Origin of the sequence: Mucilaginibacter sp. NFX135, assembly GCF_048565145.1 — a bacterium.
GTDB lineage: Bacteria > Bacteroidota > Bacteroidia > Sphingobacteriales > Sphingobacteriaceae > Mucilaginibacter.
Genome location: NZ_CP183412.1, coordinates 3,858,915 through 3,874,430 on the forward strand (window position 1 = coordinate 3,858,915; position 15,516 = coordinate 3,874,430).

A 15,516-nucleotide genomic window follows, 5' to 3' on the forward strand; every position below is an offset into this window, starting at 1 on the left:
ATTAACTGTTCGTTAACAATGATAATAAACTAAAGGTTATGGAATAAAAATTAAACAATTATATTTATCTCAGTCAATACCACAAAAGCCCCTATTAGTTTTATTTGCTTAATTTATATCACCCAATAACAAATCACTTGGAAAGAATTTCATCAACCGATCTTATTTTAAATGACGATGGCAGCATCTACCATTTAAACCTGCTTCCGGAAGATATTAGCGACACTATTATTTTAGTTGGCGACCCTGACCGGGTGCCCAGGGTTAGTCGTTTTTTTGATCATATAGAATTAAAAAAAGGCAAACGCGAATTTATTACGCATACCGGTAGTATTGATAGTAAACGGATTTCGGTTATTTCAACAGGTATAGGCACTGATAATATAGACATCGTGTTAAATGAGCTGGATGCTCTTGTAAATATCGATCTGAATACGCGTTTACTCCATCCACAGCTTCGCAGTATCGACATTATTCGCATTGGTACTTCCGGCGCAGTACAACCTGATATTCCCATTGATAGCCTGCTGATATCGTCTGGTGCCTTTGGCTTAGACGCGCTTATGCATTTTTATGAATACCAGCTAGGTGATCACGACGAACAACTTTTACAGGCATTTCATGAAGCCATTACGGCCCACTTCGATCTTAAACCTTATTATGCCCCCGCAGGAGAAAAACTGCTCAAACAATTTGCAAACATAGCTTCGCGGGGTATAACACTTACCGCTCCAGGGTTTTATTCGCCACAGGGCCGACAAGTACGCGCAAAATCATCTACACCTAACCTGCTATCTATACTTTCATCCTTCAAGAGTTCCGATGGCTCGCAAATTACTAACATGGAAATGGAAACCGCGGGAATATATGGTCTTGCCGCTTGTTTGGGTCACCAGGCGCTTTCATTTAATGTGATTCTTGCCAACCGTTCAACAAATCAGTTCAGCAACGACCCGCTTAATATAATGGATCATTTTATTGAGTTGATACTAAATACTATTGGTAAGCAAAACTAAACTGTTTATAGTTTCTCTCTTTTAAAAAACTGTTGTAAAGTATCCGGTGCCGTCATTAAAAAGGTTTGTATCCCCAGCTTTTGCGCAACTGCCAAATGTTGGGGGCTATCATCAATAAACAGTGTTTCGGAAGGGTTAAGATCATTTTCTTTTAATACTAATTCAAAAATTGCTGGTTCAGGCTTACGTTTACCTGTTAAGTGAGAATAGTAAGCTTTTTCAAAAATGTGATCATTACCATCAAATCCGAAATCAGTTTTCAGATAGTTCATAATGTATTCGTAATGGATCTCATTGATATTACTTAACAAAAATGTGCGATACTTATCCTTTAAACTCAATAACAATTCATGGTTGCCTGCTTCAATTCCGAGCAACATGCTGTTCCAGGCAGCGTCAATTTGATCATTGGTAAGCTGATAATTACTTGTTTTTTGCCTGATATAGTCTCTGAATTGATCAGCAGTGACCTCTCCCCTGTCAAATTTATCAAAAATTTCATCCTGTTGTTTATGCCCAAAAAAATCAGCGGCATTATTGATACCCAACTCTTTCCAGGCTGCCTGGCCCTTCAAAAAGTCAAGACTAAATATAACGTTACCATAATCAAAAATGATATTTTTAATGTTTTCCATAAAAGCGTTTTGTAATTTGACGGCAAATATGTAAAATTGCACCCGCAAACAAAAACAAATAACCGCGCCTATAGCTCAGTCGGTTAGAGTAGAAGACTCATAATCTTTTGGTCCCTGGTTCGAGCCCAGGTGGGCGCACAAAACAATAGTTTTCAACTATGACAAACCCTGCAAATCGTTGATTTACAGGGTTTTTTCATTAATTATACCCGGAATAACTCGTCCTAAAGCCAAAGTTCTCCTTACTTATCCGACCACCTGTTTTGTTTATACCTTAGGTAACACAAACCTATTCAATGAATTGTTTTGGATTTAACCGAAATAAGCCATGCATTGCCAGGCAGTACACAGTAAATAAAAAAAGTAAACAGTATTTACGTATAGTCAAAGCCTGATCAATAAAACTATATTATACAGGTTTAAAGTAATAAATAAGGGCTTACCTACAAACCCTTATTTATTAAAAAATTAATAACCTGGATTCTGTTCTAAAACAGCATCCTTATTTAATTGAATTTCAGACAACGGGATAGGCAGTAGTAAATTTTTAGTTGCCAAACCTGTTGTTGGATGCTGTGCATCATTTGAATTAAGACGCAGGGAGCGTTCAACCAAAGTACCTGTTCGCATTAGTGTCATCCGGCGGTTTTCTTCAGCAATCAGTTCCCGGGCACGCTCATCCAACACAAAATTAAGGGTCATTTGGTCCGCCGTAACCTGTGGTGCATTTGCTCTTGTTCTCAATACATTAATTGATGCAGCAGCGTCGGCGGTTTTGCCTTGTTTTACCTGTGCTTCGGCCAGTAACAGGTAGGTTTCTCCTAAACGCATCATCATAAAATCCTTGATCATAGCGTAACCAAAAACATCATTAGGATCAAAAGCACCCCATTTTGTTGTGCTCGGACATATTTTATACAGGGTATCCGGACCGGTAAACGGCACCTGTTTGCCGTAAATATCGGGCTTGGTAATATCATTATAGTAATACCGGCGGCGTATATTGTACTGCGAGTTACGCATGTCGCCTGTTGGGTAAAGGCCATACAACACCCAGTTACTTAATCTGAGTCTGCCAATACTACGACCGCCTAAACTATCACAAATAACCAGTCCGCTGATATTGTAATAAGCAGCCCCCCATACCCGGCGCTGTTGTGCGGCATCAGTATTACCCCCTACTACTGTGCTTGGATTTTCCTGCTCCAGCACCCAAATAGCTTCGGTATTTCCCTGGGCGCGTCTTTCGTTACCGTAAACAAACATATCAGAATAATAATCACCTGCTGCACCTGCCCTCACACCATACCGGGTTTTGATCAGACTAAATTTACCGCTGTTAATAACAGCCTGTGCCTGCTGTTCGGCCAAATCATTTTTACCCATGCGTAAATAAACTTCGGCAAGCAACTGCATCGCCATATACTTGTTGGCACGGCCAACAGGTTTACCCTGCGAGTTTAATTTACCTGTACCCGCTGTTAGGTCAGCCAGATTACTAATGGCAAAGGTAAGATCGTTTACGATTTGTGCATTTACATCATCAAGAGATGCACGTACAAAATCTGTTTTGGGAGCGGTAATGGTATGTATAATCAGCGGTACTTTTCCAAAAAGCGTCGCAAGGTTGTTGTAAGCATAAGCCCTGAAAAATTTAGCCTCAGCAGCAAAAGCGTTTTTACCTATCTGGCTTATTTTAGTTGTTGAGGGGCTTTCCACACCGTCAACAATAATATTGGCATTATTTATCATTGAATAATATTTACCCCATATATAGGAGGCAGCCCCATCAGTTGATGTTAGTTGGGCATAATTGTAATAAGGTACTTCAATACCTTGCTGGTTGGCGGTAGCGTTGGCCACATCGGTACCTACCTGCCATACACTTGGCCAGCCTTGTGAACTTGAATAAGTTAAAATTGTGCTTTCGTAGTTATACAGACCAACAACAGAGGCTTCAAACCCAAGTGAATCTGTAAGTGTTAGCGGCGTATATGAGGAATATGGTTTTTCATCCAGGTAGTTTTTTTTACAGGACGCAAATGCAATAATAAGCACTGATACTGAAACCAATATTGTTGAATACTTTTTCATGTCTTTATAATTATCAGTTTATTTTAATGAAATATTTACACCTAAAACAAATGTGCGTGTTACAGGATAGTTATTGGTCCAATCGGAGGCATAAGCTTGTTGATTGGCTGATGAATTTGATGTTCCTCTTGTGTAAAAGGTTTGCTCAGGATCCCAGCCTATCCATTTGGTAAAGGTGTACAGGTTACGACCGCTTGCATAAAAAGTTAAACTGGCCAAGTGTGCTTTATCCAATAGTTTTTGCGGAACTACATAACTAAAGGTTACATCTTTTATACGGGTATAACTGGCATCGCGCGGGTAACCATATCCACGCGTATTAGTATACGACAATGCCTGAAATGAGTTATTGCCATTGGTAGGTGTCCAGTAACCTATTTCAGCAGGGGTATTTCTTCTGCCCGATTCATCTGCATAGTTCAGGTCGGCATTATTTCTCATCTGGCCCTGGGCGGTTTGAATGAATACACTCAGGTTAAACTGCTTATAATGAAATGTATTGGTTAATCCGCCAGTCCATTTAGGTGCGGTTTGGCCTTGTACTACTCTGTCATCCGCTGTAATTTTGCCGTCACCGTTAGTATCTTCAAACTTTAAATCGCCGGGTTTTGCGCCGGGATCTTGTTTAGATGCGTCCTCACCTGTTTGCCAAACGCCTGTCATCTTGTAATCATATATCACACTGATGGGCTGCCCGATAAACCACCGGTTACCCAAATCGTCCTTACCATCACCGTACAGGTTAACAATTTTATTACGATTAACTGCGTATACAATATTGCTTTCCCAACGGAAATTGCTTCCGGTTATGTTACGTGTAGTAAGTGTAACCTCAATACCCCTATTAGCCACCTTACCTATATTATCCAGTATTTTTGAATAGCCAGTTATAAGGGGCAGGCTCCTTTGCAGCAATAAGCCATAAGTGTGGGTTTTATAAGCGTCAACTGAACCGCTTACCCGGTTGTTAAATAATGAATAATCGACCCCGATATTAGTACCAACAGTTGTTTCCCAGTGCAAATTTGGGTTACCCAGGTTACTGGCCTGTATACCCGTAACACTAACACCATTAAAAGGAGATTTAACGGGACTATCAGTAGTAATAGTTTGGTAAACGCTGATAGCTTCGTTACCTGTTTTACCATAGGATGCCCTTAACTTTAAGCTATTGACTATTGATGAATTTTTCAGAAAATCCTCCTGGCTTATATTCCAACCTAAAGCTGCTGAAGGGAACCAACCATATTTTGTTGTGTTAGCACCAAATACAGATGAGCCGTCTCTGCGGGCCGTGAAAGTAAAAAGATAGCGGCTGTTATATGAATAGTTTATACGCCCCATTTGTGAATTAAGCGCGTAACGATCTGAATAAGTACCAAAAGCTGTTGTACCCGGAATACTCAGAGCTGATATGGTGTTACCAGCCCCAATGTTACTAAATGACAACAAATCATTTACATAACCACTTCCGGCAAAACTTGAAATAAAATACCGCCTTCGCTGGGCGCTGTAAAGGCCGGTAAGATCAAAATGATGTTTCCCTATATCCTTATTATAATACAAAAGGTTTTCAATGGTATATGAATTGGTTTCGGAGCTGGTTGCAGTAGCATAACCAAGCGGGGTATTGGCAAGGCGGCCGCTATAACTGTCAATACGCGTTGGTAAATAAGAGTAGCCTGCATTTACACGATATTTTAACCCTTTGAGTATACCCCCAAATTTTAGCTCGGCATAAGCATTCCCATTAAGGTTTATACTGCGGTTAACCTGATCAGTAACAAGTCCCAATAACGGGTTAGTATATAACAGCTCTGGATTCATGGGGTAAATTGCATAGGTACCGTCGGCATTATACTTATTACCATAAGGGCTCATGGCAGTGGCGAACAGTAAGTTAGCCCGACCACCATCATAATTATTATTGGTAAAAAAAGCAGATGTACCTACGGTTAAAAAATCGGTAACATTAACATCGAGATTTGAGCGAATGCTTATACGGTTATATTGATAGCCTTGTATTACACCTTTCTGCTTCATATAATCACCAGAAACATAATATTTAACATCGGGGTTACCACCTGATATGCTTAGGTTATGATCCTGCATAACGCCTTGCTGGGTTACTGCTTTCACCCAGTCTATGGTACGACCGGCCTGGTAATTAGGAAGTTCAGAACTATTAGGAACCGGGCTTGTTTGTTTTTGGCCGGTTTGCGACATGTAATCTGCATATTTTTGAATGTACGAAGCCGGGTCACGTGGTTCCAGAATATGTGCTATGTTCTCAACACCAGCATAAGCGTTATAACGGATCACAGGTTTACCACTGGTTCCTCTTTTTGTGGTAATCAGTATTACTCCGTTTGAACCATTAGTACCATAGATGGCTACTGCCGACGCATCTTTCAAGATTTCCATGGAGGCAATATCATTAGGATTAATATCATTAAGCGAACCACCGGTTTTACTAAGCGGGATACCATCAACCACCACATACGGACCAGTACCTGCGTTAATGGAGTTTTGCCCCCTCACAATAGCCGAGGGAGAGCTACCCGGTACGGATGAAGTAGTTGTTACGCTTACACCTGCAACGGCACCCTCAAGTGCCTGTAACACATTGGTAACCGGCAATTGCGATAAACGCGCTTTGGGCACTGACACCACTGAACCGGTTACATCTGAGCGTTTTTGGGTACCATAACCTACTACTACTACTTCATTCAGCTGCTTATCTTTATCTTCAAGTACTATGTTTATTAAGGCATGGTCTTTATCAACCTGTATGGTTTTGGTAACCATACTTACAAAGGATATATTTAGTGTGGCGCCGTCGTTTACTTCAATCTTAAAAACGCCATTTACATCAGTAACAGTAGTTTGACCAGTGCCTGCTACCTTAATGGTAGCACCGGGTAACACATTACCAGAGGCATCTTTTACAACGCCTTTAATATTAATTTTTGTTTGCGCATAGGTTATTTGGCTTATGCTTGTAAGCATTACCATTATTAGCCATATGGAAAAACGGGTTAAATAAGTAAATTTTATTTTCATAATTTTTAGGGTTAAATAAGTTTAATAATAATTAGGAGAATAAATAAGCGTTAACCTGACAGGTTTAATATCCTGCAGGTCAAAATCCAGTTACTGGTTTTTGAATGTTTCATGCTGATGGTTAGTTTATTATTGTTTAAGAAGAACAGTAAAAGCTGATACTATTACTAACTGGTTAAAACTAAATAAGCGTTATTTACCGTTGTGCGAGGGGGGTAAAACTATAAATTGTGGGGGTTAAAATACCTGTTTTAAGCATTTTTAGCCTTTTTGATGAGAATTCGAGAAAAATAAGTGTTAAAAGAACCTTTATTTTTTATTGTCATAGCCTCTGCTGTCCGTCAAAACCAATAAACGTTAGGCAGCAGAATAATCATTAATTATTTGACTGGGTTTTCCTTAACAAATTCACACATCCGGTAAGAGGTTTGAAAATTTGCCCTGTGTTTTTTTATAAACTCAGAAGGGTTTACACAAAACTGTTTGTTAAACTGTTCACGAAAATATTTCATATCGCTAAACCCAACCTGAAAGGCGGCTTCGTTAACATTACAATTGGTATGGATCAAAAGCTCAGCGGCTTTCCGCAGGCGCACAACCCTGATAAAATTATTAACAGACTGCCCGGTAATACCTTTAATTCTTTTAAAAAGTGTTGAATAACTTATACTCATTTCTTTTGCCAATACATCAACATCAAAAAGCTCGTCGGTAAAATTCTGTTCAATAACAGCGATACAATTGTTTAAAAAGTCCTTATGCTCCTGAGATATCTGCAGCGTTGCATTTTTTTGAGTAATTTCTTTATAAAAATACTTTTGCAGCTCGGTCTTGCTCCGTAAAACACTTTTGACACGGGCTATAAGCAACTCTTTTTCAAATGGTTTTCGCAAAAAGTCAATTGCCCCCTCCTCTATACTTTTCATCATAATATCAGGGGTAGCGTTACCGGTTAACAGAATAACTGGAATATGATTAATGGCTGGGTCTTCCTTTACCATCTTACATAATTCTAACCCATCTATACCATCCATCACAATATCGCTAATGACCACATCCGGGACATGCTTTTTTATCAGATCAAAACCAACTATACCATTATCAGCTTCAAAAACAGTATAATCAGGTATAAATATCTTCCTGATATAGCTTCTCATCTGATCATTATCATCAATGATGATAACAGAATGCTTGCCTGAAATGAATAATTCAAGCTTATTAATTCCTTCCTCCTGAACAATGGCATCTTTATTATCATGATCAATAAATTCATTAACATAAGTATAATCAGGCGTAATATCTTCAACCAACTGCTCAGTAGCAAAATGCTTTTTTCCTTTTGGTAAACTCAATACAAAAGTGGTTCCGCCAGTTACATTGTTTGAATAGCTGATATTGCCTTGATGAATTTCAATAAAAACCTTTACCAGGTATAAACCTATGCCAAAACCCGTTCTGAAGTAGTTTTTATCTTTGATCTGATAAAATTTATCAAATAATTTATCGCCTATATCTGTATTTATACCAATGCCGTTATCTGTGATTTTAAAATATACCTGCTCCTCGTCTTCCTGAATTATAATATTGATGACTCCACAGTCGGGTGTAAACTTAATAGCATTAGATATCAGGTTAAACAGGGCAGTTTCTATTTTTTCAAGATCGGCGTATACATCGATCTGGTCACAGGAGCTGTGAACGGTATAATTTATCTTTTTGATCCGGGCCTGATGAATAAAGCAGGCAAATACCTCATTACATAAATTTACAAAGTTTAATTTACTTACTTTCAGCTGTGTGTTTTCACTCTCTGTTTTTCTGAAAAGCAGCAGGTGATCAACCAAACCAAGCAGGCGGCGGGCATTGCTGTAAATAATATTCAACTCATCGGCATTGCCTTTATTTTGATTCAGCAGATCTTTAATGGGACTAATAATTAAAGTTAGCGGTGTTCTGAACTCGTGCGAAACGTTTGTAAAAAATGAAAGTTTCTTTTCATTAAGCTCTTTTTCTTTTTCCACCCTGAGGTTGGCAATCTCAATTTCAAATTGAAGTTTTGCCTGTCTTACGCGGTATGTCTTGAATACATATACAATTGCCGAAATAATAAATGCATACAATATATAGGCCCACCATGTCCGGTACCATGGCGGCATAACGATTACCTTAATTATCAGTTGTTTGGCCGTCCAATGCCCTTTAGTATCGGTTGCTTTAATTCTAAGTATATAATCTCCTTCATTTAAACGGGTATAATATGCCGTTTTGATTTTGCCTACATAATTCCAACCATGATCCCATCCTTCCAGGTAATAAGCGTAATCAATTTTATCAGAAAATGAGTATTCAAGCGCTGTATAATCAATCGTTAAAGTTGCCTGGTCATAGGGTAGTATAATTTTTTTGAGGTTAACTATGGGTTGATATCCTGTATGTGAACTATTGCCCTCAACATCAATGTTATTTATTTTCAACCCGGTTAAACGGAGACCGGGCTGATGGCTTCCGATCTGAATGCTATCCGGATTAAAAAGATTAAAACCGTTAATACCGCCAAAAAGCATTTTGCCCGATTGAAGTTTTAAAGCGGCATTGTAATTAAACTGATGGCTCTGCAAACCATCTGATACATTAAAGTTGGTAAACTTGTTGTTCTGGGGCGAATACTGCGTTAATCCATTGTAGGTACTGCACCACAAATTGTTTTTATCATCAACCAGCATATTAAGTATGGAGTTACTGGGCAGGCCATTAATTTGCGTATATCTTTTATAGGTATTGTGGTCAGGGTTATATAATAAAAGTCCGCCACCTTCTGTTCCAATCCATAAATGATGTGATTTATCCTCCGTGATTGATCGTATGGCGTATCCAATAGTAAAATATTGATGCTTTTTATTTTGAGTATCAATCTTAATTAAATGCGTATAATCACCGGCCCAAAGCCTTCCCTCCCGGTCTTCATATAACGAATGTATATCAACCAGGTTTTTATCAAACAGTTCAAACCTGTCTCTTTTGTTATTGTACAAATACAAGGCTCCCCCCCGTGTTGTTCCGGCCCACAAACGGTGGTGCGAATCTTCATATAACTTCCATAGGTTTTTATCAGCCCTTTTAGTATAAGTATTATAACAGGCATAGTGCTTAAAATGCCCCGTTGATTTGTTAAATAAATCAATCCCGCCGCAAAATGTGGCCACCCAGATATTATTATCATAGGTTTTAATGATACTGACAATAAAATTGCCGCTTAATGCGCCCCGCTGCTGATTGTGTACATAGTGGGTATAGGTGTTATTCTTGGTGTTCCAATAACTTAATCCTCCTCCATCTGTTCCGATCCAGATATTATCTAATTCATCTTCGCAAAAAGAAAGTATAAAATTATTGATGACTGTATTTTTTTTAAAAGGATCATGGCTATATCGATCAAAAGGCTTATTTTCAGGATCTACTATATTAACCCCTCCGCGTAGTGTTGCTATCCACTTTCTTGATTCCTTATCCTGATAAACCGCGTTTATAGCACCACTACGTAAAGATCCCTTTTCTTCGCCGGTTATTATATAGGTTAGCTTATTGGTATTGGTATTTAAAATATTTACCCCACCACCATTAGTGGCTATCCATAAATTTGCTTTTTCATCCAGGCTTAAATTGAAGATATTATCGCTGGTAAGTTTACTGTAGGGTGGGTTAAACCTGTTAATTTTCCGGGTATTGATATTACAGATATATAACCCGTTTTCAGTTCCTATCCAAATATGATTATGCCCGTCATCGATCAGGCAACTGGCAAATTGGAGTTGCCCGCTAAATTCAGTAATGCTGTTTTTTTGTATATCATACAGGCATAACCCAACATCCTTTACAAAGAGCCATAGACCTTTATTGGCTATTGCGAGAGCTTGTATATTATAATTATACTTTTTATTTAGAGCAACCTGCTGGTATAAATTTAGTTTTTTACTATAAATCAACAATCCTATTTCGTCAGCAGCAACATAAACATGACCAGCATTATCTGTAATCACTGCATTTATATTAGTGGTTATTTTTAATTTTTGAGAGCCCTGTGCTGGCTGATAATATTCAGGATAGAAATAAGCATCAGCATAATTATAGTACACAAGTCCCCTTTGTGTCCCAATTAATATTTTATCACCGGTGCCGCCAACGGCAGTAATATGATTATTGGTTAATGACCTGGTATTTCCCCATATATTTCTGAAAATCTTAAACTGATCACCGTCATACCGGTTCAATCCGTCATAAGTACCCATCCACATAAACCCATATCGATCCTGATAAATGCAGGTAACAGCATTGTTCGATAAGCCATTCTCAATACCTAAATACCTGATAGATTGATTAGTTCCTATCGCCAGGGCCGAATAGCATAAAAAAATAAAACAGGCACAAATGAATACTCCGCTCTTCAATATAAGTTTTGCCCGATAAAACATTTCACCTCAGTAAATAATTGGTCAATCAAATTTATTAAATACTGGGATGATTATATTCTCATATATTATCCCGATTAACTTTGTTCTTGGGTTGTAAACTTAAGTCTCTATAAACTCACCCCTATAATAGGCTGATTTGCCCCCGCTTAGGTCGACTTTTTTATACTTCATTTGTCACACCAATTAATAAGGAATACTGGGGAAGCAAACCAATTAACCAAAAAGAAATCTTATTTATGAAAAAATCAATTCACATGCTTACCGCGTTGGCTTTGTTTGTCACATTGCTGGCATGCAAAAAAGAAGCTAAACAGCAGATTCTAAATGTCGATCAATCTTCATCCACTTTAAAGGCGAATGCCGTTTCGTGGGTAAATGTTATTCCGGCTAATTCATTTAGCTCCTTTAGTACCTATTGGAACAATTTGTATCCCTGGGGATCAGATCATAATGGATCAGCCCGTATGCGTGCCGAAAACATCTCGGTATCAGGAGGCGTGCTTACTTTAACCAGCGCTCCCAGCGGCAGTGTTGGCAACAGTTCGTCATCCCCTTACCTCGCCATTCATTATTATTCGGGCACTATTTATGCCAAAACAGTACCCGTTGTTGATGATTCATGGCCTAAATGGCACTTTAAGGGAGAGTTTCAGTGCCCTTCGCAAACGGGCACATGGCCTGCGTTTTGGGTAACAGGGTCTACCAGCTGGCCACCAGAAAGCGATTTTATGGAATTTAAAGGAAGTTCAACATGCTGGACAAATACATACAAAAATGCCAGCGGTGGCTGGTCAAGTGTAGGTACAACAATCTCCAGCCCGGCTAACTGGCATACTTACTCGGTATACATGACAAAAACCAATGCAACCGATGTTTCGATAGAATACTGGATCGATGGTTCATTAAAAAGTACGCAAACCGGGGCTAATTTTGTTGGTAAGGGCTTGAATATTATTATTGACTATCAGATGGAAGGCTCGTCAGGGACGCCTGGCCCAACAGGAACTACTTCTATGTCTGCAAGAAACGTTATTGTTGAAAAGAGCGCCACGCTATAACATCTGTATAACTTCACCTTGCTTCCCCTGTATTTCTTACAAACTATACAAGTGGCTCTTATACAAACTTCATGAAAACAGCTAAAAACAAAAGCGACCTTAACTGTATTACTAAGGTCGCTTTTGTTATTGAGGTTGAATTCGGCCCCAAGAGGCTCTGATTAAGAGTCGCAAATAAACCGCCAAGTCTGGGTAGAAAATTATAGTTACTTCAAAGGATTTATGCTTTATTACCACAAACGAATAGTTATTGTTCGTTTATATGTTCTGAAAGAAGATAAACCTCAATCATTTCAAATGAAATTGTCTATCCAATAAGGCATTCTATTATTTAATGAAAACCTATTACTAAAGTATTCCATTTTTATTCGACAATCATCTTCTACTGAAAATCGAACCATAAACTACCCGTTACCGGCGAATAATTCAGAGCAACATTTTTTTGACTTTGCGGACCTAGTTTATTGGCAGTCTGAAATTTTGTTCCAATTGGACTTATGGTATGGAGGAATCCCAGGTTACCTTCCGGAAAAGGTGGATCAGTATTATCATTTCCTGTACCTGCAGCTTTTGCCGGTTTCAGCATTTGTAAATACATACCTTTTTGGTTAGTATACACGGTAAATGGAGCTTGCTTACTTTCAACAGTTACCCAATATACTTCGGCATGGTAGCCTTTAAATTCGGGATAGTTCCAACTTTCGCCAGTTATGGTATTATTATAAGCTTTGTGCCAAACGCCAAACTGCTGGCCTTTCAATCTGTTTTTCCAAACATGATATGGGCCGCGCCCCTCCCACTCCATCCCGGTTATCTGGTCTTCCGGATAATTAAAGGTAATACCCGAAAAATCAAATTCGCTCTTTTCATCAAACTGATAATCAAGCTTTGCCGGTTTGCCAGCGCTGAATGTCCATTTTATGTAAAGGCGAGGGCTTCCTTCATATACTGGTTCTACTATTTCATCATCGCCTACCATATAATGTTTGAATTGTTTAAGGATATGTTTTGCACCGGCTAAAGCAGGTCCGTCTTTTAAATCAATGGTTGACTTTGGAGTAATTACCTTTTGAAGATAGCCTGTTTGTGTATCAAAATAATAACTGATGCCATCGGCTTTAATCTCCAGACTCCCCCCCTGTTCATCGGCTACCGGTTTACCAACTGTTTGTGCCACAAATTTATCTATTATCTTTACAGGTGATTTTAATGGCCAGCTCCAGGTAAAGATCTCTTTGTTATCAGGGCCATAGGCTGTTAAGTACAATACATCACTGTTTGCTCTATTTGCAGGTAAATTTAGTTTTAAAAATCCCTTGCTCCCCGGTTCAAGATTTATAGGTGCAACCGTTCCGGATGCTGCAGTCTTACCCTGGAGATCACTACTCCCAGGTAAGGGTAAGGATACCAGTTTCCATTTAAAAGAGCATTTATTGAGGTTGGTATAAATATACCGGTTCTCTACCTCCAATTTACCATCAAATATTTCTGGAATAAAAGTTTTTTCAATCACCACGGGCGACCAGATTTCTTTGATCGTATAAAAGCTGCCTTCTTTTTCACGATGTGGGCCTAATATGCCATCAGGTGCGGCATTACCCTGTATGTCTACTTGCCCATTCCTGTCTGTACGTGCCACCCCTTCGTCATGAAATGACCATAAAAACCCGCCGCCGAAATACGGATGTTTGCACATCAGATTCCAAAAATCGTCTAATCCTGCACCCTGCCCGCCATCATATAAACCGTGCATAAATTCAGTTGGAAAAAACACCTCCTTACCATATAAAACTGAATTACTTACATAATTATAATCGGGATAGTGCTTGGTATCCGTTCCGTTGAATTTTTCCCAAGGATGAATTACGAGGCGATGCTGAGGGTCATATTTAGCAAATTCCGTATCCAGATCCGTATTCCAGCCTCCTTCGTTTCCATTATCCCATATCACGATAGATGGATGGTTTACATCTCTTACCACCAGTTCTTTTACCAACTTTTTCCCAACTTCGGTATCATATTTGGCTTGCCAGCCGGTTAATTCGTCCAATACAAAAAGGCCGAGCGAATCACAAACATCCAGAAAATGCTGATCGGGTGGATAATGCGACATCCTTACGGCGTTCATGTTCATTTCTTTCATCAGCTTAACATCCATCAGGCTGATATCCTTACTTAACGTACGACCAGACTCCGGCCATTCACTATGCCGGCATACACCTTTAAAAACAACTTTTTTGCCGTTTACATAAAAACCATCCTGTAGTCTTAACTCTGCTGTACGGAAACCCAAACGCTGTTTTATCACATGCACTACACCTTTTGGACCATTAACTGATACTACGAGGTTATATAAATTTGGCGACTCTGGGTTCCAGGGCAAAATATTGTTGACCTGCTGCTGCAGTGTTGTTTTCTGTTCGTTGCTGGCAACTTTCATACTGAAAGGTAAACCCACAGGTTGCCCGTTAAGCTTTTGTACCTGTGCTTTTATAATATGGCCGCTGTTTGCATTGGCGGTAAATACATCAAGCGTTAAAGAGCCGTTTGCTTTGGCATCAATAGCTAACCTGTCGATATATGTTTTGGGGACTATTTCAAGGTAAACTGGCCTGAAAATACCGCCGAATAACCAAAAATCAGCTTTACGCTCAGCCTGGTTAATGGATTCGTTTGTTGACCGTTTGCTAACCGTTACTTCCAATAAATTATCACCGTTATAATTTAGCAGTTGAGTAACATCATATTTAAACCGGTAAAAGCCACCCTGATGTATAGGACCCGCAAGCTTTCCATTTATCTTAACTTCAGTTTCGGTCATGGAAGCTTCAAAAACTATGAAAATATTTTTGGCAGCTACTGATGCCGATACTTTAAAATGATATTTATACTTTCCCTGCTCCTGGGGGTTTTGTGTGTCTTTATAATAATTATAAGTACCAAAGCCCTGCTGCTCCCAGTTTGAAGGGACAGCTATCTTACCCCATGAACCACTTTTTTGACCGGTATTTATATAAAAATCCCAGTCGACAGTGTGGTCCTTGTCTGTACCAGACAAATATTGATATTGTGTTTGCTGTGCTTTTGTTGATGATATTGACAGGCAAAACAAAAAACATAACACCAGCACTGCGTATTTTTGATATTTTTTCATAATCCTTTATAAATTATTAACCTTTGA

General features: G+C 38.9%; 7 protein-coding genes and 1 tRNA gene. 3 read left to right on the plus strand and 5 right to left on the minus strand.

Annotated elements, in window-relative coordinates; genetic code table 11:
- Positions 1 to 137 precede the first annotated feature (137 nt).
- A complete protein-coding gene (locus tag ACNURT_RS16045; RefSeq protein WP_419698553.1) occupies positions 138 to 1,016 on the plus strand; it encodes a nucleoside phosphorylase in 879 nt (292 codons plus the stop codon).
- A 5-nt stretch (positions 1,017 to 1,021) separates the two neighbouring features.
- Here the strand turns inward: ACNURT_RS16045 and ACNURT_RS16050 are convergent, their stop codons facing one another.
- Positions 1,022 to 1,651, minus strand: coding sequence for an HAD family hydrolase (locus ACNURT_RS16050; protein ID WP_419698554.1), 630 nt, complete (start codon positions 1,649 to 1,651; stop codon positions 1,022 to 1,024).
- A 64-nt stretch (positions 1,652 to 1,715) separates the two neighbouring features.
- On the opposite strand from ACNURT_RS16050, the gene ACNURT_RS16055 reads away from it, so the two are divergent.
- Positions 1,716 to 1,789: transfer RNA gene (locus ACNURT_RS16055), tRNA-Ile, on the plus strand.
- A gap of 330 nt (positions 1,790 to 2,119) precedes the next feature.
- On the opposite strand, the gene ACNURT_RS16060 is transcribed toward ACNURT_RS16055, so the two are convergent.
- The 3 genes from ACNURT_RS16060 to ACNURT_RS16070 all read right to left on the minus strand — a co-directional run bounded on the left by ACNURT_RS16060 (position 2,120) and on the right by ACNURT_RS16070 (position 11,253).
- Positions 2,120 to 3,745: a RagB/SusD family nutrient uptake outer membrane protein gene (locus ACNURT_RS16060; RefSeq protein ID WP_419698555.1), complete on the minus strand. Its 1,626-nt coding sequence runs from the start codon at positions 3,743 to 3,745 to the stop codon at positions 2,120 to 2,122.
- A gap of 18 nt (positions 3,746 to 3,763) precedes the next feature.
- Complete coding sequence (locus tag ACNURT_RS16065) at positions 3,764 to 6,808, minus strand: SusC/RagA family TonB-linked outer membrane protein (protein ID WP_419698556.1); 3,045 nt, start codon at positions 6,806 to 6,808, stop codon at positions 3,764 to 3,766.
- A 380-nt stretch (positions 6,809 to 7,188) separates the two neighbouring features.
- Complete coding sequence (locus tag ACNURT_RS16070; RefSeq protein WP_419698557.1) at positions 7,189 to 11,253, minus strand: hybrid sensor histidine kinase/response regulator transcription factor; 4,065 nt, start codon at positions 11,251 to 11,253, stop codon at positions 7,189 to 7,191.
- 260 nt (positions 11,254 to 11,513) lie between these two features.
- On the opposite strand from ACNURT_RS16070, the gene ACNURT_RS16075 reads away from it, so the two are divergent.
- Positions 11,514 to 12,335 (plus strand): family 16 glycosylhydrolase, encoded by an 822-nt coding sequence (locus ACNURT_RS16075; RefSeq protein ID WP_419698558.1) that lies wholly within the window; start codon positions 11,514 to 11,516, stop codon positions 12,333 to 12,335.
- 382 nt (positions 12,336 to 12,717) lie between these two features.
- On the opposite strand, the gene ACNURT_RS16080 is transcribed toward ACNURT_RS16075, so the two are convergent.
- Positions 12,718 to 15,489 carry a glycoside hydrolase family 2 TIM barrel-domain containing protein gene (locus tag ACNURT_RS16080; RefSeq protein ID WP_419698559.1) on the minus strand — a complete coding sequence of 924 codons (2,772 nt, stop codon included), beginning with the start codon at positions 15,487 to 15,489 and terminating at the stop codon, positions 12,718 to 12,720.
- Positions 15,490 to 15,516: the final 27 nt, after the last annotated feature.